The 26,413-nt window shown below is 71.1% G+C and carries 23 protein-coding genes; 4 read left to right on the top strand and 19 right to left on the bottom strand.

Features of this window, described 5'->3' with window-relative positions; all coding sequences use genetic code 11:
• The 18 genes from PLJ28_RS11285 to PLJ28_RS11200 form a co-directional block, all read right to left on the bottom strand.
• Positions 1-737: DUF501 domain-containing protein (locus PLJ28_RS11285; protein WP_324590146.1), on the bottom strand; the 737-nt coding region annotated here is incomplete at its 3' end.
• Between the two features lie 56 nt (positions 738-793).
• On the bottom strand, positions 794-1,660 hold the full coding sequence (locus tag PLJ28_RS11280) for a septum formation initiator family protein (RefSeq protein WP_298044516.1): 867 nt from the start codon (positions 1,658-1,660) through the stop codon (positions 794-796).
• 200 nt (positions 1,661-1,860) lie between these two features.
• Positions 1,861-3,147, bottom strand: coding sequence for a phosphopyruvate hydratase (eno, locus tag PLJ28_RS11275; RefSeq protein ID WP_298044518.1), 1,287 nt, complete (start codon positions 3,145-3,147; stop codon positions 1,861-1,863).
• 52 nt (positions 3,148-3,199) lie between these two features.
• Positions 3,200-3,979 carry a MazG nucleotide pyrophosphohydrolase domain-containing protein gene (locus PLJ28_RS11270; RefSeq protein ID WP_324590145.1) on the bottom strand — a complete coding sequence of 260 codons (780 nt, stop codon included), beginning with the start codon at positions 3,977-3,979 and terminating at the stop codon, positions 3,200-3,202.
• On the bottom strand, positions 3,976-5,220 hold the full coding sequence (locus PLJ28_RS11265) for an adenosine deaminase (protein WP_324590144.1): 1,245 nt from the start codon (positions 5,218-5,220) through the stop codon (positions 3,976-3,978). Before PLJ28_RS11265 ends, PLJ28_RS11270 begins: the two co-directional genes overlap by 4 nt.
• Entirely contained in the window at positions 5,213-5,854 is a 642-nt protein-coding gene (locus PLJ28_RS11260) for a DedA family protein (RefSeq protein WP_183523548.1), read from the bottom strand. Before PLJ28_RS11260 ends, PLJ28_RS11265 begins: the two co-directional genes overlap by 8 nt.
• A 25-nt stretch (positions 5,855-5,879) precedes the next feature.
• Positions 5,880-7,226 carry a thymidine phosphorylase gene (locus PLJ28_RS11255; RefSeq protein WP_298042004.1) on the bottom strand — a complete coding sequence of 449 codons (1,347 nt, stop codon included), beginning with the start codon at positions 7,224-7,226 and terminating at the stop codon, positions 5,880-5,882.
• Between the two features lie 76 nt (positions 7,227-7,302).
• Positions 7,303-8,652: an ethanolamine utilization protein EutH gene (locus PLJ28_RS11250; protein ID WP_298042005.1), complete on the bottom strand. Its 1,350-nt coding sequence runs from the start codon at positions 8,650-8,652 to the stop codon at positions 7,303-7,305.
• 40 nt (positions 8,653-8,692) lie between these two features.
• The gene (locus PLJ28_RS11245) at positions 8,693-9,961 is read right to left on the bottom strand and encodes a D-arabinono-1,4-lactone oxidase (RefSeq protein ID WP_183523542.1); all 1,269 of its coding nucleotides are present in this window, start codon (positions 9,959-9,961) and stop codon (positions 8,693-8,695) included.
• 95 nt (positions 9,962-10,056) lie between these two features.
• On the bottom strand, positions 10,057-11,544 hold the full coding sequence (locus PLJ28_RS11240) for an aldehyde dehydrogenase family protein (protein ID WP_183523540.1): 1,488 nt from the start codon (positions 11,542-11,544) through the stop codon (positions 10,057-10,059).
• Positions 11,545-11,687: 143 nt separating this feature from the next.
• Positions 11,688-13,154, bottom strand: a complete 1,467-nt coding sequence (locus PLJ28_RS11235) for a GntR family transcriptional regulator (RefSeq protein ID WP_324590143.1) — start codon at positions 13,152-13,154, stop codon at positions 11,688-11,690.
• Between the two features lie 98 nt (positions 13,155-13,252).
• Positions 13,253-13,705 (bottom strand): cytidine deaminase, encoded by a 453-nt coding sequence (locus PLJ28_RS11230; RefSeq protein ID WP_370577157.1) that lies wholly within the window; start codon positions 13,703-13,705, stop codon positions 13,253-13,255.
• A 56-nt stretch (positions 13,706-13,761) separates the two neighbouring features.
• Positions 13,762-15,078 carry an ABC transporter permease gene (locus tag PLJ28_RS11225; protein ID WP_298042009.1) on the bottom strand — a complete coding sequence of 439 codons (1,317 nt, stop codon included), beginning with the start codon at positions 15,076-15,078 and terminating at the stop codon, positions 13,762-13,764.
• Positions 15,075-16,589, bottom strand: coding sequence for an ABC transporter permease (locus PLJ28_RS11220; protein ID WP_324590142.1), 1,515 nt, complete (start codon positions 16,587-16,589; stop codon positions 15,075-15,077). Before PLJ28_RS11220 ends, PLJ28_RS11225 begins: the two co-directional genes overlap by 4 nt.
• The gene (locus PLJ28_RS11215; protein WP_298042013.1) at positions 16,586-18,124 is read right to left on the bottom strand and encodes an ABC transporter ATP-binding protein; all 1,539 of its coding nucleotides are present in this window, start codon (positions 18,122-18,124) and stop codon (positions 16,586-16,588) included. Before PLJ28_RS11215 ends, PLJ28_RS11220 begins: the two co-directional genes overlap by 4 nt.
• A 106-nt stretch (positions 18,125-18,230) precedes the next feature.
• A complete protein-coding gene (locus tag PLJ28_RS11210; RefSeq protein WP_324590141.1) occupies positions 18,231-19,376 on the bottom strand; it encodes a BMP family lipoprotein in 1,146 nt (381 codons plus the stop codon).
• A gap of 187 nt (positions 19,377-19,563) precedes the next feature.
• On the bottom strand, positions 19,564-20,814 hold the full coding sequence (locus PLJ28_RS11205; protein WP_324590140.1) for an amidohydrolase: 1,251 nt from the start codon (positions 20,812-20,814) through the stop codon (positions 19,564-19,566).
• A 26-nt stretch (positions 20,815-20,840) separates the two neighbouring features.
• Entirely contained in the window at positions 20,841-21,998 is a 1,158-nt protein-coding gene (locus PLJ28_RS11200) for a mannose-1-phosphate guanylyltransferase (RefSeq protein ID WP_502877085.1), read from the bottom strand.
• Between the two features lie 221 nt (positions 21,999-22,219).
• Here PLJ28_RS11200 and sdhC point away from each other — a divergent pair, with 221 nt between their 5' ends.
• The 4 genes from sdhC to PLJ28_RS11180 are packed head-to-tail and all read left to right on the top strand — an operon-like array spanning position 22,220 to position 25,747.
• Positions 22,220-22,627 carry a succinate dehydrogenase, cytochrome b556 subunit gene (sdhC, locus tag PLJ28_RS11195; protein ID WP_298042019.1) on the top strand — a complete coding sequence of 136 codons (408 nt, stop codon included), beginning with the start codon at positions 22,220-22,222 and terminating at the stop codon, positions 22,625-22,627.
• 3 nt (positions 22,628-22,630) lie between these two features.
• Positions 22,631-23,116: a succinate dehydrogenase hydrophobic membrane anchor subunit gene (locus PLJ28_RS11190; protein ID WP_183523526.1), complete on the top strand. Its 486-nt coding sequence runs from the start codon at positions 22,631-22,633 to the stop codon at positions 23,114-23,116.
• A 55-nt stretch (positions 23,117-23,171) separates the two neighbouring features.
• Entirely contained in the window at positions 23,172-24,959 is a 1,788-nt protein-coding gene (sdhA, locus tag PLJ28_RS11185) for a succinate dehydrogenase flavoprotein subunit (protein ID WP_183523524.1), read from the top strand.
• Positions 24,959-25,747, top strand: a complete 789-nt coding sequence (locus PLJ28_RS11180; protein ID WP_183523522.1) for a succinate dehydrogenase iron-sulfur subunit — start codon at positions 24,959-24,961, stop codon at positions 25,745-25,747. The genes sdhA and PLJ28_RS11180 overlap by 1 nt, the downstream gene beginning before the upstream one ends.
• Before the next feature lie 99 nt (positions 25,748-25,846).
• Here the strand turns inward: PLJ28_RS11180 and PLJ28_RS11175 are convergent.
• A partial coding sequence (locus PLJ28_RS11175; protein WP_324590139.1) for a hypothetical protein occupies positions 25,847-26,413 on the bottom strand: 567 nt, incomplete at its 5' end.

Genomic DNA, 26,413 nt, shown 5'->3' with positions numbered 1-26,413 from the left:
CCCGTGGGCCCCTCGACCCGGGCCACGAGCAACCGGATGGAGTTGGTGCCGCAGTCGACGGCGCCCACCACACGGCCGGCCGGGGCGTCCTGCGGCGGGGCCTCGGCGGCGGGGGTCCCGGCCTCGGTCATGACGGGGTTGCGTTCCCCGGCCAGGCGCCGCACGTGGCGGCTGAGGTCCCGGCTGGGCACGGGCGCCTCCGGGTCCCAGGCGCCGGCGCACCAGCACCGGTCGGTGGTCCAGTCCGCGCGGATGGCCTCCAGGGCCTCGTCCCCCAGCGGGTTGACACCCGGCCCGGCGGCGAGGGAGTGGCCCACCAGCACGTGCAGGCACTTCACGCGGTCCGGCATGCCGCCGGCCGAGATCCCGCGGATCTCCGGGACGCCGTCCGTGCCGGCCACCGCCCCGACCCGGTCACGCTCCAGGAGGTAGGCCTCGTGGGCGGCACGGTAGTGCGCGGCCAGCTCCGGGTCCTGCTGCAGGCGCCCGGTCATCTCCGCCATGACCCCCGCGGCCTCGAGGCGGGAGACGGCGGCGGTCAGCACGGGGTGGGTCAGGTAGAAGGTCGTGGGGAAGGGGATGCCGTTGGACAGCCGCGGGGCCGTGGTGGCCACGAGCGGGTTGCCGCACACGCAGCGCGCCCCGATCTCGACGACGTCGCGGGCCGGGCGCCCCAGTTGCAGGCTGATGGTGTCCAGGTCCTGCGGCGTGGGCGTGCGGTCCAGGTCCTGATTCACGAATCCTCCGGGGCTGACGACGGGTACGGACGGGTACGGCGGCGGATCAGCCTATCTCAGTCCGTGCCGGCCCGCACCACGGAGTCCCAGAGCGCGTCGGCCCAGGGCATGTCCGGGTTGACCTGACCGGGGCTGGCCGGACCGGGGACGGGGTCCTCGACCGCCTGGTCACCGCCGATCACCATGTAGGCCTTCTCCCCCGGCATGACGAGGTTGAACCGGTCCCGGGCCTGCTGCTGGATGTAGGCGGGGTCGTCCCAGCGGGCGATCTGGGCGGTGAGCCGGCGCTGCTCCTCCTGCTGGGCGGAGATGTCCTCCTGGACGGCGCGCAGCTCGGCCTGCTGGTCCAGGTACACGCGCAGGGTGGGGGCCAGCAGCACGGCGGCCACGAACAGCACCACCAGCAGGGCCACGGAACGCCCCGAGAAGTTCCGGGCCGGCACGGGCTCGACGACGGCGGGCCGGGAGGGGCCCGGCGACGGCCGAGCCGTGCGGGCCGCGGGGGTGCCCCCGGGCCTGGCCCGGCGCAGCAGGTCCCGGCGGGCGGCGGCGCGGCGCTCGGCCGCGGTGAGGGTGGGACGAGGGGCGGTGGTGGCCTCGGGGGCCGTCTCCTCGGGGGTCGTCTCGGCGTCCTCGGACGCGTCCGGGCCGACGGCACGGGCGGGGGCCGCGGCGCCGGCGGTAGTCCGGGCACGGATTGACGCGGGATCCCGGTGGGCGGAGTGGGCGGCCGACGGGGCGGGCCGACCCGACGCGTCCGCCGGGGCGTCGCCGACGTGGAGGGACGGCGCGGCGTCCAGCGGGATGACCTTGGCCGAGTGGCCGGTGACACAGGTCGTGCGGCCGGCGGTTCCGGTGGCGACCAGGGACCGCTGGGCAGAGGGGCGGGCGGACTTGGGGACGCGGGGCCGACGAGTCGCCACCTGTACCTCCACTGGGTGTCCGTGACCGGGTCTGGCGCCGGGGCCGCCGCCTGGTCCCCTGGCCGGGTCGTCAGGGATCTCCATCGAGGATACCGGCTCCGGGTGCCGGGCCCGAACAGCGCGCCGGACCGGTGGCCGGTGAGGCGCCCTCACCCCGTCTCCACCTCAGGCGGGCACGGGACGGGGGCGCCTCGGGGCGGTCAGGACCGGCCGCGGTACCGCGGGAAGGCGGAGGCGCCGGCGTAGCGCGCGGAGTCGCCCAGCTCCTCCTCGATGCGCAGCAGCTGGTTGTACTTGGCCACCCGATCGGAGCGGGCCGGGGCACCGGTCTTGATCTGCCCGGCGTTCGTGGCCACGGCCAGGTCGGCGATGAAGGTGTCCTCGGTCTCGCCCGAACGGTGGGAGATCATGCAGTGGAAGGTGTGGCGCTGCGCCAGCGAGATCGCGTCGAGGGTCTCGGTCAGCGAGCCGATCTGGTTGACCTTCACCAGCAGGGCGTTGCCCGAGGCCTCGTCGATGCCGCGCTGCAGGCGCTCCGGGTTGGTGACGAACAGGTCGTCGCCCACCAGCTGCACGCGGTCGCCCAGGGCCTGGGTGAGCTGCTTCCAGCCCTCCCAGTCGTTCTCGTCCAGCGGGTCCTCGATGGACACCAGCGGGTAGGAGTCCGCCAGGGAGGTGTAGTAGTCGATCATGTCCGCCGCGGACTTCTGCTCGCCCTCGAAGGTGTAGGAGCCCTTCTCGCAGAACTCGGAGGAGGCCACGTCCAGGGCCAGGGCGATGTCCTGCCCCGGGGTGTAGCCGGCGCGGGTGATGGCCTCGGTGATGAGGTCCAGGGCGGCACGGTTGGACGGCAGGGACGGGGCGAAGCCGCCCTCGTCGCCCAGGCCGGTGCCCAGCTCGCGCTCCTGCAGGACCTTCTTCAGGGTGTGGTAGACCTCGGCACCCCAGCGCAGCGCCTCGGAGAAGCTGGGGGCGCCGATCGGGGCGATCATGAACTCCTGGATGTCCACGTTGGAGTCGGCGTGCGCACCACCGTTGAGGATGTTCATCATCGGCACCGGCAGCAGGTGGGCGTTCGGCCCGCCGAGGTACTTGAACAGGGACAGGTCCGCCGAGGCGGCGGCGGCGTCGGCCACGGCCAGGGAGACGCCGAGGATGGCGTTGGCGCCCAGCTTGCCCTTGTTCTCGGTGCCGTCCAGGTCGATCATCAGGGTGTCGATGAGGCGCTGGTCCGTGGCGTCCATGCCCTCGAGCTCGTCCGCGATGTCGTCGATCACGGCGTTCACGGCGTTCAGCACGCCCTTGCCCAGGTACCGGTCCTTGTCACCGTCCCGGCGCTCGACCGCCTCGAACTCGCCCGTGGAGGCACCCGACGGCACGGCGGCGCGACCGAGCGCACCGTCGGTCAGCAGCACCTCCACCTCGACGGTGGGGTTGCCGCGGGAGTCGAGGATCTCACGGGAATGGATGGCGTCGATCAGGGCCATGTGCGGTCTCCTTTGAAGGCAGGTGGTTCCGAGGGTGCAACGCGGGTTCAGCCTAACCGCTCGCTGCGGTCCGATCGCCGCCGTGACGGCCGGACCCCAGGTCGGCGCGCACCGAGGCCAGGTGGCGGCGCAGCGCGCGCTCGGGGTCCAGGCCGGCGGCGCGGGCGAGCTGGACGAGCCGGAACAGCTCCGCCCCGAGGCCGTCCTCGTCCGCCAGCGTGTCCCCTCCCGGTCCCGACGGCGGCGGGCCCGGGTCCGGGAGCGGGTCCACCGGCTGCCGGGCGGCGCGGTCGACCACTTTCGCGGCGGCCGCGAGCGCCGGCAGCGCGGCCGGGAGGTCGGCGAAGGCCCCGGCGGGGGCCGGCGTCGTGCCCTGCGGTGCCGGCCCGGCCCCGGCGGCCTCGCGCTCGGCGCGCTTGATCCGCTCCCAGGTGCGCTCGATGTCCGCGATCGTGGCCGCGGCCAGGTCCTCCGGGTCCCGCAGCCGGCCGTCGGCGTGGAAGACGTGCGGGTTGCGGCGGATCATCTTGGCGGTGATGGCCTCGGCGGCGCCGTCGAGGTCGAAGCCCCCGGCGTCCGTGGCGATCGCGGCGTGCAGGACCACCTGGAACAGCACGTCCCCGAGCTCCAGCCGCAGCCGCTCGTAGGTGCCGTCCGCCACGGCGCCGGCTCCCCAGGCCCCGGCGGGCCCGGACTCGATCACCTCGACGGCCTCATAGGCCTCCTCGACGAGGTACTCGGTCAGGGCGTCGTGCGTCAGCCGGCGGGTCCAGGGGCAGTGCTCCCGGAGGCGGGCGACCACCCAGACCAGCCGGTCGACGGTCTCGCTCACGCGCGGTCGTCGTCCGCGCCGGGGCCCTCGTCCCCGTCCTCGTCGACGAACGCCTCCAGGATCACCGGGCCCTCGGAGGTGGCCCCGGTGGAGATGACCTCCCCCCAGGTCTCCACGAGCAGCTCGGCCAGGACCTCTCGCTCCTCGAGCGGCAGGAAGGCCGCCTCGGCGGCGTTGAGCTGGAAGTCCAGCAGTTCCTCCAGCGAGTAGCCGAAGACCTCGGCCAGCAGGTAGAGCTCGTCGGTGAGGGACACCCCGCTCATCAACCGGTTGTCCGGGTTGATCGTCACCCGGAAGCCCAGCTGGTGGAGCATGTCGATCGGGTGCGTGGAGACGGTCCCGCCGTAGGCCTCCACGGCGCCGGTCTGCAGGTTGGACGAGGGGCAGACCTCCAGGGCGATCCCCCGGTCCCGCACCCACGCGGCCGTCTCACCGAGGTCCACGAGCGCGGAGTCCGCGCCGACCCGCTCCCCGTCCTCGTCCACCGCGTCGAACTCCACGGTGATGTCGTCCGCGATCCGCACGCCATGGCCCAGGCGCAGAGCCCGGCCGTTGAGCAGGGCGTCGCGGATGGAGTCCACGCCGTCCGACTCCCCGGCGTGGACGGTGGCCGGGAAGTGCTGGGCGGCCAGCCAGGTGAAGGCCTCGGTGAAGCGGGCCGGGGGGAAACCCGTCTCCGGTCCGGCGATGTCGAAGCCGACGGCCCCGGCCTGGCGGTGGCGCACGGCCAGCTCGGCGATCTCCATCGAGCGGTCGTTCTGGCGCATGGCGGTGATGAGCTGGCCGACCCGGATGGTGGCACCGGCGTCCTCGGCGTTGGCCACGCCCTCGTCGAGGCCCGCCTGCACGGCCTCGACCGCCTGGTCCAGGGTGAGCCCGCCCGCCAGGTGCTGCTCGGGGGCCCAGCGGACCTCGGCGTACACGACGCCGTCCTCCACGAGGTCCTCGACGAACTCACGGGCCACGCGGTGCAGGTGCTCCGCGGTCTGCATCACGGCGATCGTGTGGTCGAAGGTCTCCAGGTAGCGCTCCAGCGTGCCCGAGTTCGCGGACTCCGCGAACCAGTGGGCCAGGTCATCGGCGGTGTCGGCGGGCAGGGCGTGCCCGGCCGAGGCGGCCAGCTCGAGGATGGTGGCCGGGCGCAGGCCGCCGTCCAGGTGGTCGTGGAGGCTGATCTTGGGCAGGGCCGCCAGGTCGATGTCGAGCGGGGAGGGGGCGGTGAATTCGATCGCGTCAGTCACGGGGCGAGTCTACGGGAGGCACCGTCGGCCCCCGGCCGGCGAGCCGGGCGTACACCCGCTTGAAGAGCACGTCGAGGAGCCAGCCGGCGACGGCGGCCGCCACCAGGGCGACCAGGATCTGCAGCAGCGTGTTGTCCAGCCAACCGGCCGTGGCCCGGGCGATGCCGATCGAATAGGCCGACCACAGCACCGCGGCGACGGTGTCCAGCACGGTGAAGCGCGTCCTCGGGTACCCGGTGGCCCCGGCGGTGTAGTTCACGGCGACCCGGCCGCCGGGGATGTACCGGGCGGTGCAGATGACCAGGGCGCCGTGACCGTCCAGGGCCCTGCGGGCCGAGCCGACCGCCCGCCGGGCCGAACGGGTGCGCATCCACCGGAACCGGTCGACACCGATCCGCCGGCCCAGGGTGTAGGCGATCTGGTCCCCGGTGATGGCCCCGAGGGCGCCGGCCAGCCAGACCCACCACAGGGACACGGTCTGTTCCTGGCCGGAGACCGAGGCCAGCGCCACCAGGACCGACTCGGAGGGCACGACGGGGAAGAAGCCGTCGATGGTGCACAGCAGGTAGACGGCAAGCAGCACCCACCACTGGCCGGCGGCGTGGAGGACGATGTCCTCGATCAGCTGCAGCACGGTTCCAGCCTATCGGCGCGGTTCCTCAGTCGATGCGGTCGATGAGCAGCGGCCGCGGCGAGAAGGACGCTGCCTCCCCGGACCCCGCGGGGGCGATGTCGAAGCCGCCCTCCAGCGCGGCCAGGGCCCGGTCGAACTGCTCCGGGGTGTCCGTCAACAGGGTCAGCAGCGGCTGCCCGGCCTGCACGGTGTCCCCGGGCTTGGCGTGCATCCGCACGCCGGCCCCGGCCTGGACGGGGTCCTCGCGGCGCGCGCGTCCGGCCCCGAGGCGCCACGCGGCCAGGCCCACGGCCATGGCGTCCAGGCGCGTCAGCACCCCCGGCTCCGGGGCGGTGAGCACGTGGGACTGCCGGGCCCGGGGCAGGGCCGCGTCCGGGTCCCCGCCCTGGGCGGCGATCATCCGCCGCCAGACGTCCATGGCCCGGCCGTCGGCCAGCGCCTCGGCCGGGTCCACACCGGTGACCCCGGCCCCGGCCAGCATGGCGCGGGCCAGCGCCACGGTCAGTTCCACGACGTCGGCCGGTCCTCCCCCGGCCAGGACCTCGACGGACTCCTCGACCTCGATGGCATTGCCCGCGGTCAGTCCCAGCGGGGTGGACATGTCCGTCAGCAGCGCCGTGGTGGTGACACCGGCGTCCCGGCCCAGGTCGACCATGGTGCGGGCCAGCTCCCGGGCCTGCGCCTCGTCCTTCATGAACGCGCCGGAGCCGCACTTGACGTCGAGCACGAGGGTGCCGGTGCCCTCGGCGATCTTCTTGGACATGATCGAGGAGGCGATCAACGGGATCGCCTCCACGGTGCCGGTCACGTCCCGCAGGGCGTAGAGCTTCTTGTCCGCCGGGGCCAGGCCGGCGCCGGCCGCGCAGATGACGGCGCCGACGTCCTGGAGCTGGTCCATCATGGCCTGGTTGGTCAGGTCGGCCCGCCAGCCGGGGATCGACTCGAGCTTGTCCAGGGTGCCTCCGGTGTGGCCGAGGCCGCGGCCGGACAACTGGGGCACCGCCACGCCGTACACGGCGACCAGCGGGGCCAGCGGGAGCGTGATCTTGTCCCCCACCCCTCCGGTGGAGTGCTTGTCAGCGGTCGGCTTCACGCCGCCGTCGGGCGCACGCAGCCCGGAGAAGTCCATGCGCTCGCCCGAGGCGATCATCGCGGCGGTCCACCGGGCGATCTCGGAGCGGTCCATGCCGTTGAGCAGGATGGCCATGGCCAGGGCGGACATCTGCTCGTGCGCCACCACCCCGCGGGTGTAGGCGTCCACCACCCAGTCGATCTGTTCACCGGTCAGCGTGTGGCGGTCGCGCTTGGCGCGGATGACCTCGACGGCGTCGAAGGGTTCGTGGGGCGTCGGGGCGGGAGACGGGTCGGTCATCGCCTCAGGATATCGCGGCACGTCAGGGGCCCGGTCCATGCCCGCCGGGCCCCTGAGTGCCGCCTCCCGCTCGCCGTCAGGCCTCCCCCGCCGCCTCGCGACGTGCCGGGACCGGGGCCTCGGTGGACCCGGACGGGGACCCCGTGGTGCCGGCCGCCGCCTCCCGGGCGTCCTGGTCCACGGTCTCGTCCTGCTCCTGGTCCGGGTGCTCGTGCCGGTCCTGGTGCGCGGACTGGTCCTGGTCCTGCATCTTCCGCACCGTGGGCACCGCCAGCCACACGGCGAGCAGCATCGCGACCACCCCGGCCGTGAGCTTGCCGATGGTCAGGGGGACGACCATGTTGGGCTGGAAGTTCGCCATGAACGCCAGGTGGTCGCCGAACGTGAACGCCGCGCAGACCGAGAACGCGATGACGATGACGCGGTCCTTCGGGGGCATCACCGGGATCAGCCGGAACATGGCCAGGATGTTGGCGGCGGCCGCCAGGATGGCGGCGATCCCCTCCTTGCTGATCCCCACGCGGCCGCCCACGGCCTCGAGCGGACGGGCCAGCGTGGTCCGGATGACGTAGACCAGGGGGAACGCACCGGCCAGCATGATGCCGATGTACCCCGCGATCTCCAGGGCGCGGAACTGGTCCTCCTCGTCCGCGATGATGGGATCGAAGCCCCAGCCGGTCCACAGCGTGGACAGCGCGCCGGTGAAGTACTCGACGATGACGAGCGCGAGCACGATCTTCAGCGCGGCGTCCAGGACCCGGCCGAAGACCAGGAACGCGGCGATCATGAACCGCGTCGCGAAGCGCAGCAGCAGCGCCAGCACCACCACGAAGACGAGGATGGGCAGGAGGTTGGCCAGGACCTGTCCCCAGCCCAGGTCCATGGGGGTGTCCGCGGGCGAGGAGGTGGAGACGTCGCTGCGGAGGCTGGTGTTCGTCAGGATCAGGATGCTCGTCGTCACCAGCACGCCCAGGGGAATGGTCAGCACCCCGGACATGACGCCCAGCGCCAGGTACCGGTGGTGGACCCGCTGCAGCATGGCCAGCCCCACGGGGATGGAGAAGACGATGGTGGACCCGGACATGAACGCCGTGGCCGCCGCCATGATCCAGGCGCCGTGGGACTCGGCCGTCACCGCGGCCAGGTTGTAGCCTCCCATGTCCCCGGCGATCAGCGCACCGGCCGCCATCGACGGGTCGGCCCCGACGGCGTCGAAGATCCTGCCGGTGATGAACTCGACGAAGAGCGACAGGTACGGGACCGAGGCCATGATCCCGGCCACGGGCAGGAAGATCGGGCCGATCGAGTGCAGCCCCTCCTTGAATTCCTTGCCGATGCCCTTCGAGTCGTCCCGCACGGCCCCCACCGCGCCGATGACGACGAAGACCATCATGATCCAGATGACGATGTTGCCGACGAGTTCCATGACAGGGGTCCTTAGGCTCTGGAGGGGTCCGGGTGGCCGTTCACTGGAACAGTGCCCGGGTGTGGTCGTTGAGGAAGACCCCGTGGGGGTCGAGTTCCCGGCGCACGGCCAGGAAGTCCGGCAGGCGGGGGAACAGCCGTTCGGCACGCTCGCGGGTCAGCAGGTGGATCTTGCCCCAGTGCACCGTCGCGTCAAAGCCGTCGAGCAGGGCGTCCACCGCCTGGAGGTAGGGCCAGTAATCGGTCCCGGGCGCGCCGGACACCGAGAGGCTGACCTTGTCCTCGGCGTGGAACGGTGAGATGAAGGCCTCGTCACCCCGGGTCCAGCGGGTCTCGATCGGATAGTGCTGATCGGGGAAGTCCTCCACGATGAGGTCCTTCAAGGCGACCCAGGCCTCCTTCGCCCGGCCCACCCCGACGTAGTACTCCAGTTCGTGGAACGGCAGCATGAACCCGCCGGGGTAGATCCGGTAGGAACGGTCGCGGCGCCGCCCCTCCTCGGAGCTCAGCGCCTGGCCGTCCGACTCGTCGAGGGACTCCGCCCAGTAGCGCTTCGTGTAGGCGCGGCCGACCATGTCCAGCCCCTCCGGCGTGGGCAGTTCGTACAGGCCGGCGGATTCCGGGGCCTGGCACCACAGGAACGAGAAGTGCCGGGACTCTGCGGGGTTGCGCTCCCAGTTCGCCAGGAGCTCCTCCGTCGTCTCGTAGGTGATCTGCTCCCGGAGGTGGTAGGCCTCCACGGCCTGCAGCTCGAGCTCCAGGATGACGCCCGCCGTGCCCACGGCGACCTGGACCGCGTGCAGCCGCTCGGGATCCGTCTCGTCGATCTCGACGATCTCGCCCTGTCCGGTCAGCAGCCGCATCCACCGCACCGTCGAGGAGAACGACCCCAGCCCGAGGCCGGATCCGTGCGTCGCCGTGGATACGGCCCCGGCGATCGCCTGCTTGTCGATGTCCCCCTGGTTGGCCAGGGCCAGGCCGTGCTCCCAGAGCGGATCACCGAACCTGTCGATGGTCGTCCCGCCGAGCGCACGGACGCGCCGGGTCGACGCGTCGATGCCCGTGATGCCCTGCAGGCCGGACAGGTCCAGCAGCATCCCCCCGGTCTGCACCACGGGCGTGAAGGAGTGACCGGATCCCGCCACGCGGACCCCGAGGCCCTCCTTGATGGCGTGCCGGACGGCGGCCACGGCTTCGGCCTCCGTGGTCGGCCTGACGGTCAGCGCGGGCGTGCACACCTGGTTGCCGCCCCAGTTGGTCCATTGCTGCTGATGCCGGGCGGAGGGAAGCGCCGTGCTGGTGGTCTTCATGAGTGCTCCTGGGAGGTGAAACCGTCCGGAACGGGACGGGGGATGGTCGGGAGAGGGATCGCCGCGTGAGGGCGGGGGCAGGTGACGGCCCGGGATCAGCGCGCGACATTCAGCGCCACGTGCTTGGTGCGGCTGAAGTCGTCCAGGGCGTAGGCGGACAGGTCGCGGCCATAGCCGCTCCTCTTGAAGCCGCCCCAGGGCATCTCGGTCGGCAGGGCCAGGTGGGTGTTGACGTTGACGCTGCCGAAGTCGAGCGCACCCATCACGGACATCCCCGCCGCGAGGTCGCGGGTGAACACGGACGCCGTCAGCCCGTAGTCCGTGTCGTTGGCGCGGGAGACGGCCTCCGCCTCGTGGTCGAACTCCTCGATCGAGACCACCGGCCCGAAGACCTCGTCCCGGGTGACGGCCGCCCCCTGGGGGACCTTCAGGACCGTCGGCTCGACCCAGTACCCGCGGGAGTCGTCCGAGCCGCCGCCCAGCAGCACCTCCGCCCCTTCCCCGACGGCCTCGGCGATCTTCTGCCGGACCCTGCCGAAATGCGCCTGGGAGATCATCGGCCCCAGGGAGCGTGCCGGCGTCGGGGCTCCCGGCTCGGCCAGGACGTACTCGGAGACCTTGCCGACCAGCAGCTCACCGAAGGCCTCCACGATGGAGGAGTGCACCAGCACCCGGCACGCGGCGCCGCACTCCTGCCCGGAATTCCAGTACCCGGCCTCCGCCACCGTGGTGGCGGCGAGGTCCAGGTCGGCGTCCGGCAGGATCACCACGGGCGCCTTGCCGCCGAGCTCCAGGTGGACCCTCTTCAGGGTGCCCGCAGCGTTGCGCGCCACGGCGGTCCCGGCCCGCACGCTCCCGGTGAGCGCCACGAGGTCCACGCCCGGATGGCCACTGAGCGCCTCCCCAACCCCCGGCCCGTCACCCAGCACCACGTTCAGGACCCCGGGCGGGAGGATGCCGGCGGAGAGCTGGGCGAAGCGCAGCAGGGTGAGGGGGGTGATCTCACTGGGCTTGAGCACCACGGCGTTGCCGGCCATGAGCGCCGGCGCCAGCTTCCAGACGGCCATGAGCAACGGGTAGTTCCACGGGGTGATGGCCCCGACCACCCCGACCGGCTCCCGCCGGATCAACGAGGTGACTCCCTCGACGTACTCATCCGGGGCCGGCGCGGTCGCCGTCCGCCCGGCGCCCGCCATGAAGGAGAGGGTGTCCACGGCGCTGGCGACGTCGTCCTCCGCGACCTCCGCGGGCTTGCCGCAGTTCAGGGACTCGAGCGCCTGGAAGGCCTGGGCGTCGTCGGCCAGGGCACGGGCCAGCGCCAGGAGCCGGTCGGCGCGCCGGCGCGGGGTCAGCGCCGCCCACTCCGGCTGTGCGGAGCGCGCGGCGGCGACCGCTGCGTCCACGTCCGCCGCGGATCCGAGGCCGATGTTCCCGATCCGGGTGCCACGAGACGGGTCCATCACCGCCGCGGAGCCACCGGCGTCACCCTGCGTGACCCGGCCCCCGATCACGTGGCCGAGCTCCGGGAGCGCGATGTCCTGGGCGTTCTCGGCGCGAAGCACGGAGAGGTGGGGATGAGACATGTCGCAGACCTTCCTGGTGTGATGCATGTCACTACACTATAAACAATAGGAGTATCGGGTTACAAGCCCCCGGCGTCCCGTCGTCGTGTCTCCTCGTGGCGCCCCGGCGGGAGCCTCCTCCGCCGGCCTCACCGGGACACGGCTCAGTCGGCCGTCCTCCACACCGACCACCCCAGGGCCTCGACCCCCGGGTCCGCACCCCTCAACGGCTCCCGCGTGAACGCCTCCCCGACCGGCAGGCGCGTGCCGGGGACACCCCCCGGGAGCGAACTGACGATCACCCTGCCCTCGGCGTTGACCAGGGCCGCACCCGCACGCGGGTCCACCGCCTCCCGGCCGGAGAACAGGGCCGCCTCGAGGCCGTCCATCCTCAGGTCGGCCCCGATGACGCTCCCCCGGAAGACCGTCCCCGAGACCGGTATGCCCACGGTCACCGTGACCCGGTCGATGCCCCCCTGGTCGAGGTAGGGGCCGTAGGCGCAGAGACGCCCGAGGGCCAGCGGTTGCCGGAACCACGGCATCCGCGTGTAGTCGTAGTAGCGCAGTGCCGCGACGTTGAACGTGTGGGCCTTGAACCTGAGTTCCCGGGGCTCCTCCCCGTCCCACCAGTTCAGCCACAGCGGCTGGTCTCGCAACAGTCCGGGGGCGAAGGCGATCCCGGCTCCCCGCACCAGTTCCGCGTCCTCCTCCGCGGCCGTCCTCAGCAGCTGGTCCACCACGCCAGGGCCGGACTCCCCGGTGGCCTCGGCGGGGTCGAGTCCGTCCAGGGCCTCCCGCACCGCCCCCAGGCGTCGGTGCAGGCCCTCGAGGCGACGGGTCATGCCGGGAACACCCCCGTCCCCGGTCGCGGCGGCCTCCGCGTAGAGCCGTGCCCGGGCGGTCATCAGCGCGGAGCGCAGCGACTCGGCGTACCGATGGGTGATCTCCTGCGCGCGGGTCACGTCGGCGGCCGCGATGGCCGCGACCAGTTCCCCGCAGGTCGCGGACAGCTGCTCGGCGAACGCCGCAGACTGGGGCCCGTGCCAGGACAGGGCCTGCAGCTCACCGGCCAGGGGCAGCGCCATCTCCATCAGGCCCTCCGAGCGCGAGGTGGAGGCGAGTTTCACGGCCAGGAGCATGTGCGCCCTGCGCACGCCCATGGGATCAACGGCCAGCGTCGCCCGGGCCGCCTCGCCCAGCGCCTCGATCTCGTGCTCGTCGCAGGTGGCGGCCGCACGCCGGGCACAGGCGGCCAGGACCGTGGCGACCTGCCCACCCAGGTCGGCGATGTCCCCCAGGGACATCGCCGTCAGTTCCTCCCGCGCCATGGTGTCGAGTTGATGCGGGTCCGGGGTGAAGACCGTGCCCCCATGCCGTCCCGTGCGCGTCCGCACCAGTCCGCGGGCCCGGAGCCGGTCCAGCGCCTGCCGCAGGGTCACCGGTGAGACGCCGAAGATCCTGGCCACGATGGTCTCGGACGGGAGCCGCTGGCCCTGCTGGAGCAGCCCGATGGCGATGCCGGCAGCCAGACGGTGCTCCACCTGGTGGGACAGGGGCGCCGCGGCATCGGGGGTCTTCAGCCGGCTCACCATCGACAGCACGTTCGACTCGATGCGGTCCCCGCCGCTCACCCTTGCCTCCACGGCCTCAGCGTACCGACCGGACGTGCCCGTCCGGACGTGACGACCCTGTCCGGGCCCGGTCCCGTCACGTCGGCGACGGGGCCGGATCAGGCACGGCGCCCACGGCGGTCCGCCATGTCCGCCATGTCCGCGGGGCCGAACGCCGAGGGCAGGACCTGGTCCATGGTCAGCTCGCCCTCGGGGCCCATCAGCAGCATGCCCGGGGCGTGGAACTCGAAGAGCAGCTGTCGGCACCGGCCGCAGGGCATGAGGACCTCACCCTGTCCGTTGACGCAGTAGAACGCCACCAACCGGCCTCCGCCGGTCATCTGCAGCTGGGACACCAGGGAGCACTCGGCACACAGGGTCAGCCCGAGCGAGGCGTTCTCGATGTTGCAGCCGGTGACGATCCGGCCGTCCTCGACCATGGCGGCCGCCCCGACGGGGAACGAGGAGTAGGGCACGTAGGCCCGGGTCATCGCCGCACGCGCCGCGGACTCCAGGCGCTTCCAGTCCACTCCCGAACCGACGCCGGTCAGTCGCGGGAGGGAGGCGGTCAGCGGGATGTCGTCCGCGAAGGCCTCGTCGAGGTTGTCGTTGCAGAAATCGGTCACGGCTACTCCTTCACGTAGGGTGTGCCGGCGGCCGCCGGACCTCGCGACCTGCCCACCAGACCGGCCACCACCAGGATGGTCACGAGGTAGGGCAGCATCGCCATGAACTGGCTGGGCACCGGTGTGCCGAGGATGGCCAGGACGAACTGCATGTTGGTGGCGAAGCCGAACAGCAGGGCGGCGAAGAACGCCCCGATCGGGTTCCACCGACCGAAGATCACCGCGGCCAGGGCGATGAAGCCCTGCCCGGCGGTCATCTCCTTGGAGAAGGAAGAGGAGTTCACCAGCGTGAAGAACGCACCGCCCATCCCCGCGATCGCCCCGGCCAGCAGCACGTTGGCGTAGCGCGTGCGCAGGACGTTGATGCCCACGGTGTCCGCGGCCTTGGGGTGCTCGCCGACGGCCCGCACGCGCAGTCCCCACCGGGTGCGGAACAACCCCACGTACAGCGCCGCCACGATCAGGTACATCCCGTAGCCGAGCACGGTCTGGTCGAAGAGGATCGGACCGATGACCGGGATGTCCGCCAGGACCGGGATCCGGATGCTCTCGAAGTGGGGCGGGGAGTTGAAGCGGGACGAGTCCGAGCTCAGCAGGGTGGAGAACAGGAAACTGGTCAGCCCGGCCACGAGGACGTTGAGCACCACGCCCACGATCACCTGGTTGACGAGGTAGCGGATGGAGAACACCGCCAGCAGGGCCGAGACCAGTGCGCCCGCCACGACCGCGGCCAGCAGGCCGGCCCAGACCGAGCCGGTGACCGAACCGGTCACCGCGGCGGTGAACGCACCGGCCAGCAGCTGGCCCTCGATGGCGATGTTGACCACGCCGGCCCGTTCCGAGAGCACCCCGGCCATCGAGCCGAAGATCAGCGGGACGGCCAGGACGAAGGCTCCGGCGATCAGGCCGGTCAGGAACACCGTGGTGGTGTTGGCGGCACCGACCACCCACACCAGGAAACCGGCCACGAACAGCACCGCGAACGCCGCCGAGCCCCAGCCGGGGACCGTGCCCCGGCGGCGCACGGACAGCAGCCCCCACACGGTCAGTGCGGCCAGCAGGAGGGTGATGATCCAGCCCACGGGCACGGTCGGTGCCACGATGTCCGGGATCTGGACCGCGTCGGCCTCGGTGGAGATGCGGAAGGTGGCGGACTCGCCCGAGGCGCCCAGGGCGAAGACCAGCAGGGAGATGACCGTGAGCACGGCGAAGGTGATGGGGGTGGCCCAGTGCCGGACGATCTCGCGCTGCGGTTGCGGCGCAGGGCCGGCGGCCGGCGAGGCGCCGGAACCGGACGGGACGGTGACGGTGGTGCTCATCGCTGCTCGCCTTCCTCACCGGTGGTGTCCTGCGTCGGGGATGCCGTGCCCCGCCCGCCCGGTGGCGGGCCGGCGTCGGGTGCGTCCCGCCGGGCGCCGGCGGGGGCCGCCTCGGCCGGGGAGGCGCTCTCGGCCGGGGAGGGCGGGGACGCCGCGTCCCCGGCGGCCACGCCCACGGCGTCACCGACGACGGCGGACTCCGCGGCGGGAGCGGTGCCGCCGGCGGTGGTCGTGGTGGCGGCCGCGGCGCCGGCCAGCGCCGGCTGGGTGACCGGGTCCGCCGCGGTGCGGGCCTCCAGGGCACTGGGCGCCGGCAACCGGAAGATGGTGCGCACCAGCGGCGGGGCGGCGATGAACAGCACGATCAGCGACTGGATGATCAGCACGATGTCGATCGGCACGCCGGTCTCCGTCTGCATGGTCACCCCGCCCGCGCGCAGGGCACCGAAGAGCAGCCCGGCGAAGAAGACGCCGACCGGGTTGGACCGGCCCAGCAGGGCCACGGTGATGGCGTCGAAGCCGAAGGAGCCGGCCACGTCCGTGTTGAGGACCTTCTCGGTGCCGGAGACCTGGCTCACGCCGGCCAGGCCGGCCAGGCCGCCCGAGATGACCATCGCCACCACGTACATCCGCTTCACCGAGACACCGGCCGTGCGGGCCGCCGCCGGGTTGGCGCCCACGGCCCGCAGCTGGAAGCCGATCGTCGAGCGCTGGATCAGCCACCACGCGAAGACGGTGGTGAGGATCGCGACCACGAAGCCCCAGTGGAGGCGGAAGGAGTCCCCCAGCAGCGGCGGGAACACGGCGGTGGGCTCGAGGAAGTCCGAGACCGGGTTCGTGGACCCCTCGCGCTGCAGCACCGGGGTCTGCAGCAGGTACGCCACGAGGTAGACCGCGATGTAGTTGAGCATGATGGTCAGGATGACCTCGTGGGCACCGGTGGCGGCCTTGAGGATGCCCACGATCGAGCCCCACAGGGCACCGCCGAGGATGCCCATGATGACCACCAGCAGCAGGTGCACCCCGAAGGGCAGCTGCAGGTGCACGCCGAAGAAGGTGGCGAACATGGCACCGAAGATCATCTGTCCCTGGCCGCCGATGTTGAACAGGCCGGAGCGGAAGGAGATCGCGATGCCCAGCGAGATGATGATCAGCGGCGTCGAGAGGGTCAGCGACTCCATGAACGGGTAGATCATGCCCGTGAAGTCCTCGGCCTGGTAGTTGAACACCGCCCCGCGGAACAGGGCGGCATAGGCCGCGGCCACGGCCTCCCAGGCGGCCACGAGGGTGTCCTGCGGCCGGGCGAAGAAGTACCCGAGGGCCTCCAGGACCTCCTCGTCGGTGAGGATGATCAGCACGGCGCTGATGACCAGGGACAGCACGATCGCCAGCACGGTGACCATGCCGTTGCCGGCCATCATGTGGCGCAGTGCGGAACCCCCGTCCGGCCGGCCGGCCGCCGGCCCGGACGCGCCGGGCTTCGGACCGGCCTGCGTGGTCACGGCGCTCATGCCGTCGCTCCCTTCGGGGTGGTGTCCTGCGGGCTGGCCGCGGGGTCGATGCCGGCCATCATCAGGCCGAGGTCGTCGCGCGAGGTGTCCCCCGGCACGATGCCGATGATCCGACCGTGGTACATCACCGCGATCCGGTCGGCCAGGTCCAGGACCTCGTCCAGTTCCGTGGAGACGATCATGACCGGTGTCCCGGAGTCCCGCTCGCGGATGATGCGCTCGTGCAGGAACTCGATGGAGCCGACGTCGACCCCGCGGGTCGGCTGGGAGGCGATGAACAGCTTGAGGTCGTCCACCAGTTCCCGGGCCATGACGACCTTCTGCTGGTTGCCGCCGGACAGGGTGCCGACCGGCAGGTCCACGCCCTGGGTGCGGATGTCGAACTCCTGGACCCGCTTCTCGGCCAGCCGGCGGATCGCCTTCGGGTCGAGCTGGAGTCCGTTGCCGGCCGGGGGCCGGTCATAGCGGTTGAGCACGAGGTTCTCGGCCACCGTGAACGGCCCGACCAGCCCGTCGGTGGACCGGTCCTCGGGCACGTACCCGACGCCGGCCCGGATGACCTGGCGGGTTGTGCGGCCGAGCAGTTCCTCGCCGTCGAGACGGATCGAGCCCTGGGCCTTGTGCAGTCCCATGATGGCCTCGGTCAGCTCGGTCTGGCCGTTGCCCTGGACGCCGGCGACCGCGAGCACCTCGCCCTGGCGGATCCCGAAGGAGACGTCGTCCACGAGCCGGACGCCGTCCGGGCTGAGCACCGTGAGGTTCGAGACGGTGAACGTCTCCTCCCCCAGGGTCGGGGCGGACTTCGCCCGGTTCAGGACGACGTCACGGCCGACCATCAGCGCGGCCAGCTCGGACTGGTCGGCGCCGGGGTCCGCGGTGCCGACCACCCGGCCGCGGCGCAGCACGGTGATCTGGGTGGAGATCGCCTTGACCTCGCGGAGCTTGTGGGAGATGAAGACGATGGCCGTGCCGCTGTCCCGCAGCTGGCGGATGATGTCCAGCAGCTCGTCGGTCTCCTGCGGCGTGAGCACGGCCGTGGGCTCGTCGAGGATCAGCACCCGGGCGTCCCGGACCAGGGCCTTGATGATCTCGACGCGCTGCTGGACGCCCACCGGCAGGTCCTCGACCAGGGCGTCGGGGTCCACGTGGAAACCGAAGCGGTCCGAGATCTCGCGGATGCGCCGCCGGGTGGTCTCGAGGTCGAGGATGCCACCGGCCCGGGTGTGCTCGTCACCCAGGGCGACGTTCTCGGCCACCGTGAAGACGGGGATCAGCATGAAGTGCTGGTGCACCATGCCGATCCCGGCGGCCATGGCCTCCCCCGGGCCGCTGAACCGGACCGGGGTGCCGTCCACGAGGATCTCCCCGGCCGTGGGCTCGTAGAGCCCGAACAGCACGTTCATCAGGGTGGACTTGCCGGCGCCGTTCTCCCCGAGGAGGGAGTGCACCTGCCCGGACTCCACCGTGAGGTCGATGGAGTCATTGGCCGTGAAGGCGCCGAATTTCTTGGTGATGCCGCGCAGCTCGAGTTTCACCGTGCTCCAGCCAATCTGTCCTGACGAGGACCGTTGCGTGAAGGGATGTCGGACAGGGGGCGGAGCGGCCGTGGTGGGCCGCCCCGCCTGGGCTGTCGGAACGGTATCAGGACTCGGGCGAGTAGTCCGAGTCCACCGTGATCGAGCCGTCGATGATGCCTGCCTTGATCTCCTCCAGCTCGGTCTTGAGCTCCTCGGAGACCGCGGAGTCGAGATCGTGGAACGGGGCGAGCGCGACGCCGCCGTTCTCCAGGGTGCCGACGTAGGGCTCGGAGGAGAACTCGCCGGCCAGGTCGGCCTCGATGACGTCGTGGACCGCCTCGCCCATCAGCTTCATCACCGAGGTGAGGATGACCTCGCCCTGGTCCGTGGTCAGGTAACCGTCGGAGTCGACCCAGACGACCTTGGCGTCCTTGCCCGCGGCGTTGGCCTCGGTCACCGCGTCCAGGGTGCCCAGGCCCACGGGGCCGGCCACGGGCATGATGATGTCCGCGCCCTCGTTGATGAAGTTGGTCGTGTTGGTCTTGCCGGCGGCCTGGTTCTCGAAGTCGCCGGTGAACGAGCCGGTCTTGGCCTCGCGGTTCCAGCCGAGGACCTGGACGTCTGCGTCCTTCTGCTCGTTGTAGTACTCGACCCCGGCGGCGAAACCGTCCATGAAGATCGTCACGGTGGGGATCTCCGCCCCGCCGTAGGTGGCGACCTTGCCCGTCTCGGAGACCCCGGCGGACAGGTAGCCGGCCAGGAAGGCGCCCTGGGCCGTGTCGTAGATGATGCGCTGGACGTTGTCCGGGAACTCCGGGTCCGTGACGTCCACGCCCACGAAGTGGGTGTCCTCGTTCGAGGCCGCGATCGGCTTGATGGTGTCACCCAGCAGGAAGCCCACGCCGATGATGGTGTCGCAACCGGCCTGGAGCATGGAGTTGACGTTCGGGGTGAAGTCCGTGGGGCTCGTGGACTCGGCCTCGCGGGTCTTGATGCCGAAGTCCTCCTCGGCCGACTTCAGTCCCTCGTACGAGGACTGGTTGAAGGAGCGGTCGTCGAAGCCGCCCTGGTCGGACACGATGCATCCGGTGTAGTCGGAGTTCTCGGTGCCGACCGCCGAGGTGCTCGCGCTCTCCGTCCCGGTCTCGGAGCCGGCGCCGGGGGTCTCCTCCTCGGGGGCCGCGCCGCAGCCGGCCAGCAGGAGGCCGGAGAGGCCGAGGACGGCCGCCGGCAGGAGTGCCTTGCGGGACAGATCAGATGCAGTGCCCATGATGATCCTTTGGTGCGAGTGATGAGGCGGGAGGGCAGCCGGGCTGGCCGGTGCTGCTCCGGGCCGACCGATGGCCCTCACAGTGGTGTCCGTGCCCTGATGCGGACAGTTACCCGGAAGTTTACCCAAACTTGGGAGGAATCGTTTCAGAATTCCAGTGCCGGTGGCCGGCACCGTCACGCCCCCGCTACTGGGCCCCCGCGAGGGCCCGCAGGGCGGCGGCGGTGAAGATCCGCATGCCGACCCCGATCGCCCGCTCGTCCGGCGCGTAGTCCCCCATGTGCAGGTCGTACACCGGGCCGCCCGGGGTCCGGGTCCCGAGCCGGAGCATGGCCCCGGGGACCTGCTGGGTCATCCAGGCGAAGTCCTCCCCGCCCATCGACTGCTCGGTCAGCTGGATGGCGCGGGATCCCAGCTCGAACCGGGCCGCGTCCTCGATCAGGTCCGTCTCGGCCTCCGTGTTGACCACCGGGGGCACCCCGCGGACGTGCTCCAGGTGCACGTCGACGCCGAAGGGGCGGGCCACCTGGTGCACGACCTCGTCCAGCAGGTCACCGGCCGACTCCCACACGTCCGCGTCCAGGCACCGCATGGTCCCGGCGAGGTAACCGGTCGAGGGGATCGCGTTCGGCGCGGCCCCGGCGTTGACCTGGCCCCAGACCACCGAGACGGCCGAGCGCACGTCGATGCGCCGCATCAGCACCGCCGGGACGTTGACCGCGATCTCCGCCAGCGCGAAGACGAGGTCCTCGGTCACGTGCGGCCGCGAGGTGTGGCCGCCGCGTCCGGACAGGCTGATCTTGATCGTGTCCGAGGCCGAGGTGATGGCCCCGATGCGGGTACCGAGGGTGCCGACGTCGAACCGGGGTTCGCAGTGGGCGGCCAGGATGCGCGGCAGGCCCTCGAGGACCCCCTGGCGGATGACCGTCAGGGAACCGCCGGGCAGCCGCTCCTCGGCCGGCTGGAAGATCACCCGGACGCGGCCGCCCAGGGCGGAGGGGTCCAGGTCCAGACCGGAGGTGCCCGCGAGGATCTCGTGCAGGGCCAGTGCCGTTCCGGCCATCACGGCGGTGTGGACGTCGTGCCCGCAGGCATGGGCGACGCCGTCGACCCGGGAGGAGTAGTCCAGTCCGGTGCGCTCGGTGAGCGGCAGCGCGTCGATGTCCGCCCGCAGGCCGAGCACGAGGGGGCCCTCCCCGATATCGACGTAGGCGCCCGTGTCCTCGAGCTTCACCGGCGAGAGCCCGGCGCCGGAGAGGACCTCCAGGATCCTGGCGGTGGTGCGGTGCTCGTCGTAGGACAGCTCCGGGTGGGCGTGCAGGTCACGCCGCAGCCCCACCGCGACCGGCTCGAGGCGGTCCACGAGGGGGGCGACCCTGGGCAGTCCGGGGTCGTCCAGGACGGGTATGGCCCCGGTGGCAGGATGGCGAGCGGTCATCCCAGTGATGTTACCGCCGGGCGGCGTCAGAGGACGTCGTGGTCCCCGTGCGCCTTGAGCGACTCGACGGCCTGCTTCACCGACTGCGCGTGTTCCGTGGTGGTGACCAGCAGGGCGTCCGGGGTGTCCACCACGACGATGTCCTCCACGCCGATCAGCGCGATCACCCGCTGGGTGTCGGTGACCACCACGCCGGAGGCCTTCGAGGAGTACACCCGCGGGGTCTCCCCGATCACGGTGATCCCGGAGGAGTCCCGGGCGGGGTTCAGCCGCGCGATCGCCGCGAAGTCGCCCACGTCGTCCCAGGTGAAGTCACCCGGGATCACGGCCACGTCGCCCGCCGCGGCGGCCGGCTCGGCCACCGCGTAGTCGATCGCGGTCTTCTTCAGCGTCGGCCAGACGCGGGCCATCACCTCGTCCTGCCGCGCGCTGCCCCACGCCGTGGCGATCTCGGTGAGCCCGGCGTGCAGCTCCGGCTCGTTCGCCTGCAGGTGCTGCAGCAGCAGGGACACCGGGGCCACGAACATGCCGGCGTTCCACAGGTACTCCCCGGAGTCCACGTACTCCCGGGCCACGTCCTCGGACGGCTTCTCCACGAAGGCGGCGACGTCCTTGGCGTTCGGCGCCCCGGCCACGTCCAGGGCCTGGCCCTGCCGGATGTAGCCGAAACCGGTGGCCGGGTGGGTCGGGGTGATGCCGATCGTCACGATCCGCCCGGTGGCCGCCGTCGCCACGGCCTCGACCACCGCGGCCTGGAAGACCTCCACCGGGCCGATCACCTGGTCGGCGGCGAACGACCCCATGATCGTCTCCGGGTCACGCCGGTACAGGATGGCGGCGGCCAGCCCGATGGCGGCCGCCGAGTCCTTGGGCTCCGGTTCCAGGACCATGTCCGTCCGGTCCAGGTCCGGCAGCTGCGCCCAGACGGCGTCCTGATGGGCCTCGCCCGTGACGACCATCATCCGGTCCCCGGCCAGCGGGGCCAGGCGGTCGTAGGTCGCCCGGATCAGGGTCTGTCCGGATCCGGTCAGGTCGTGCAGGAACTTCGGGGCCGCGGCACGGGACAGCGGCCACAGCCGGGTGCCCACGCCACCGGCGGGGATCACGCCGTAGAAGCGGTCCAGCCCGGGGCCAGCCACCCGGTCCCGGGCGGTCGGGTCGTGCTGTTCAGAGTCAATGGTCACCCGGCCAGCATAGGTCTCCCGCCCGGCGCACCCGGCCAGCGCCGCGCACCTCGGGGGCCGCAAGTGATCCACCGCACACCCGCGCGATGCCGCGTCAAAAGTCGAGACCTGCCGCGCCGGAGGGACTACTCTGTCTAGGAGGAATGCACTCGCACCGGCGTTCTCTCTGTGCGCACCGGACGTGGCACAGGCGCCCTTGCAATCCCTGGGAGGTTTTTACAGTGTCAACTGCGACATCCGCGCAGGCCCCGGCGAAGTCCGGCCGTGGGACCCTCTACCGCGGCAACGAGGGCATGTGGTCCTGGGTGATCCACCGGATCACCGGCGTGGTCATCTTCTTCTTCCTACTGGTCCACGTGCTGGACACCTCACTGGTGAGGGTCTCGCCGGAGGCCTACAACGCGGTGCTCGGCACCTACAAGAACCCGCTGATGGCGATCGGTGAGGTCGGCCTCGTGGGGGCCATCATGTTCCACGCCTTCAACGGGCTGCGGATCATCCTGGTCGACTTCTGGAAGGGCGGCACCAAGCACCACAAGGCGATGCTCTGGACCGTGGTGGTCCTGTGGGTCATCACCCTCGCCGCCTTCGCCATCCGTCACCTGATGCTCGCCTTCGGAGGTCACTGAGCCATGAGCGCCACCGCTGATTCCACCATTGCGGCGCCCCGTAGCGGGCGCATCGACCCGAAGTACACCCGGGACCGGACCACGTCCGGCAATTTCGAGATGCTGACCTGGCTGTTCATGCGCCTGTCCGGCATCGTCCTCGTGGTGCTGATCTTCGTGCACCTGTTCTCCAACCTGATGGTCGGTGACGGCATCAACGGGCTGGACTTCGGATTCGTGGCCGGCAAGTGGGCCGACCCGTTCTGGCAGTTCTGGGACCTGGCCCTGCTGTGGCTGGCGATGCTGCACGGCACCAACGGCGTGCGCACCATCATCAACGACTACGCCGAACGCGACGGCGTGCGGTTCTGGCTGAAGATGGTGCTGTACGCGGCGACCACCGTCATCATCGTGCTCGGCACCCTGGTGATCTTCACCTTCGAGCCGTGCCTGACGGACGCAGCGGGGAACCTGCTCGAGGCCTCCCCCGCGTTCTGCGCAACGCTCTGACCCCGGCCGTCCCCAGAACACCCGAGACTTCTCGAGAAGAAAGAATCCCAAACGAATGCAGGTACACAAGTACGACGTCGTGATCGTCGGTGCCGGCGGCGCCGGCATGCGCGCGGCGATCGAGGCCGGACAGCGCGCCCGCACCGCAGTGCTGACCAAGCTCTACCCCACCCGCTCCCACACCGGCGCAGCCCAGGGCGGCATGTGCGCCGCCCTGGCCAACGTGGAAGAGGACAACTGGGAGTGGCACACCTTCGACACCGTCAAGGGCGGTGACTACCTGGTGGACCAGGACGCCGCCGAGGTGATGGCCAAGGAGGCCATCGACGCGGTGCTCGACCTGGAGAAGATGGGCCTGCCCTTCAACCGCACCCCGGAGGGCCGGATCGACCAGCGCCGTTTCGGCGGTCACACCCGCGATCACGGCAAGGCCCCGGTCCGCCGCGCCTGCTACGCGGCCGACCGCACCGGCCACATGATCCTCCAGACGCTCTACCAGAACTGCGTCAAGCACGACGTCGAGTTCTACAACGAGTTCTACGTGCTGGACCTGCTGCTGGTCGACGAGCCCGGCACCCGCCCCGACGGCACCCCGTTCACCCAGAAGCGCGTGGCCGGCGTCGTCTCCTACGAGCTGGCCACCGGTGAGCTGCACGTCTTCCAGGCCAAGTCCGTGGTCTTCGCCACGGGCGGTGCCGGCAAGGTCTTCAAGACCACCTCCAACGCCCACACCCTCACGGGTGACGGCATGGCGATCGCCTACCGCAACGGTCTGCCGCTGGAGGACATGGAGTTCATCCAGTTCCACCCGACCGGCCTGGCCGGCCTGGGCATCCTCCTCTCCGAGGCCGCCCGCGGTGAGGGTGGCATCCTGCGCAACTCGGACGGTGAGCGCTTCATGGAGCGCTACGCCCCCACCATCAAGGACCTGGCCCCGCGTGACATCGTGGCCCGTTCGATGGCCGAGGAGGTCCGCCAGGGCCGCGGTTGCGGCCCGAACAAGGACTACGTCCTGCTGGACCTGACCCACCTGGAGCCGGCGCACATCGACGCCAAGCTCCCGGACATCACCGAGTTCGCCCGGACCTACCTGGGCGTGGAGCCCTACACGGAGCCGGTGCCGGTGTTCCCGACGTGCCACTACGTCATGGGCGGGATCCCCACCAACGTCAAGGCCGAGGTCCTCCAGGACAACGACACCGTGGTCCCGGGCCTGTACGCCGCCGGCGAGGTGGCCTGCGTGTCCGTGCACGGCTCGAACCGCCTGGGCACCAACTCCCTGCTCGACATCAACGTCTTCGGCCGTCGTGCCGGCATCTACGCCGCCGAGTACGCCGCCACCGCCGAGTTCGTCGAGCTCCCGGAGAACGGCGAGGCCCCGACCGTCGAGCACATCGAGAGCCTGCGTTCCGCCACCGGCACCGAGCGCGTGTCCGAGCTGCGGTCCGAGCTGCAGGAGGTCATGGACGCCGACATGCAGGTGTTCCGGACCGACGAGTCGATCCGCCGCGCCCTCGCCACGATCGAGTCGCTGCGCCAGCGCTACGAGAACGTCTCGGTGCAGGACAAGGGCAAGCGGTTCAACCTGGACCTGCTCGAGGGCCTCGAGCTGGGCTACCTGCTGGACATGGCCGAGGCCATGACCGTGGCGGCCCTGCACCGCAAGGAGTCCCGCGGTGGTCACTATCGCGAGGACTACCCGGACCGAAGCGACGAAGAGTGGATGAAGCACACCATGCTGTACCGGGACCCGAACTCCGAGATGGAGGGGGTCAAGGGCATCCGCTTCGAGACCAAGCCGGTCGTCGTTACCCGTTACCAGCCGATGGAGCGTAAGTACTGATGAGCACCACAGCAACCGAACCTGCAGAGGGCCCCTCGAAGGTCGACCTGGGCGAACAGGGCAGCGCCGGGGAGATCGAGAGCTTCGAGGTCACCCTGAAGGTGCGCCGCTACCTGCCGGAGACCACCGAGGACTCCTACTGGGACGAGTGGCGGGTCACCATGTACGGCACCGACCGCGTGCTGGACGCCCTGCACAAGGTCAAGTGGGAGCTGGACGGCACCCTGTCCTTCCGCCGCTCCTGCGCGCACGGCATCTGCGGTTCCGATGCCATGCGCATCAACGGCCGCAACCGCCTGGCCTGCAAGACCCTGCTGAAGGACCTGGACCTGTCCAAGCCGATCCTCGTGGAGCCCATCAAGGGCCTGCCGGTCGAGAAGGACCTGATCGTGGACATGGACCCGTTCTTCCAGTCCTACCGCGAGATCATGCCGTTCCTGATCAACAAGGGCCCGGAGCCGACGAAGGAGCGCCTGCAGTCCGCAGAGGACCGCGAGCGGTTCGACGACACCACCAAGTGCATCCTGTGCGCCGCGTGCACGTCCTCCTGCCCGGTGTTCTGGACCGACGGCCAGTACTTCGGCCCGGCGGCCATCGTCAACGCCCACCGGTTCATCTTCGACTCGCGCGATGATGCCGGGGACCTGCGCCTGGAGATCCTCAACGACAAGGAGGGCGTGTGGCGCTGCCGCACCACCTTCAACTGCACCGAGGCCTGCCCGCGCGGCATCCAGGTGACCAAGGCGATCGCCGAGGTCAAGCAGGCCGTCCTGGCCGGTTCGTTCTGATCATCCTGAACCCTTAGCGGTACAGGGCCGGGGACCCCGCTCCCCCACCACGCGAAAGCCCCCCGGGATTGTCCCGGGGGGCTTTCGCGTACCGTGCCGTCAGCGGCCGGAGCGCGCCCGCATGTAGGCGTTGACGTCCTTGGAGAACGCCGTGACGATCCACCAGATGTTCACGAGGACGAACAGGACGCTGAGGATCAGCGTCAGGGTCCCGATGACCGGGGAGATCGCCAGGGTGATTCCGATTCCGGCCAGGCCGACGAGCGTGTACAGCGTACCGACCGCTGCCAGCACCGTGCCCAGGATGCGTGCCCAGTTCTTACCGCCACGCAGGCCGAGGAACACCAGCAGGTACAGGATGATCCCCAGCACGATGCTCACGATCATCGTGGCCATGCCGAAGGCCATGCCCAGCTGGACGGACTGCTCGATGATCTCCTCGGACGCCGCCATCCCCTGGGCCTCCAGCTCCGCGGCCGCCGTCTCACGGATCAGGTCCTCGTTGAGGCCCGCGAGGCCGACGATGCCGGAGACCAGGTGGATCCCGAAGGACACCAGGGTCAGCGTCTTCAGCCGGGCCCAGCCCTTGGGCTCGGCCATCTCCTGGCCCACCGCCCCGGGGTCGTAGGCGGTGGTGCCGTACCTGGAGCCCGGGCCGCCGGGTGC

It is taken from the genome of Citricoccus sp. (genome assembly GCF_035445025.1).
Taxonomy (GTDB): domain Bacteria; phylum Actinomycetota; class Actinomycetes; order Actinomycetales; family Micrococcaceae; genus Citricoccus.
Note: the sequence above shows the minus strand (reverse complement) of the source record. Positions and strands in the feature narration are given on the sequence as shown.

Coding starts and splice junctions, on each gene's coding strand:
- eno (WP_298044518.1), bottom strand. CDS start 3,147: ATGGCCCTGATCGACGCCATCCATTCCCGTGAGATCCTCGACTCCCGC.
- PLJ28_RS11255 (WP_298042004.1), bottom strand. CDS start 7,226: ATGACCGACCCGTCTCCCGCCCCGACGCCCCACGAACCCTTCGACGCC.
- PLJ28_RS11250 (WP_298042005.1), bottom strand. CDS start 8,652: ATGGAACTCGTCGGCAACATCGTCATCTGGATCATGATGGTCTTCGTC.
- PLJ28_RS11245 (WP_183523542.1), bottom strand. CDS start 9,961: ATGAAGACCACCAGCACGGCGCTTCCCTCCGCCCGGCATCAGCAGCAA.
- PLJ28_RS11240 (WP_183523540.1), bottom strand. CDS start 11,544: ATGTCTCATCCCCACCTCTCCGTGCTTCGCGCCGAGAACGCCCAGGAC.
- PLJ28_RS11225 (WP_298042009.1), bottom strand. CDS start 15,078: ATGAGCACCACCGTCACCGTCCCGTCCGGTTCCGGCGCCTCGCCGGCC.
- PLJ28_RS11220 (WP_324590142.1), bottom strand. CDS start 16,589: ATGAGCGCCGTGACCACGCAGGCCGGTCCGAAGCCCGGCGCGTCCGGG.
- PLJ28_RS11210 (WP_324590141.1), bottom strand. CDS start 19,376: ATGGGCACTGCATCTGATCTGTCCCGCAAGGCACTCCTGCCGGCGGCC.
- PLJ28_RS11205 (WP_324590140.1), bottom strand. CDS start 20,814: ATGACCGCTCGCCATCCTGCCACCGGGGCCATACCCGTCCTGGACGAC.
- PLJ28_RS11190 (WP_183523526.1), top strand. CDS start 22,631: ATGAGCGCCACCGCTGATTCCACCATTGCGGCGCCCCGTAGCGGGCGC.
- sdhA (WP_183523524.1), top strand. CDS start 23,172: ATGCAGGTACACAAGTACGACGTCGTGATCGTCGGTGCCGGCGGCGCC.
- PLJ28_RS11180 (WP_183523522.1), top strand. CDS start 24,959: ATGAGCACCACAGCAACCGAACCTGCAGAGGGCCCCTCGAAGGTCGAC.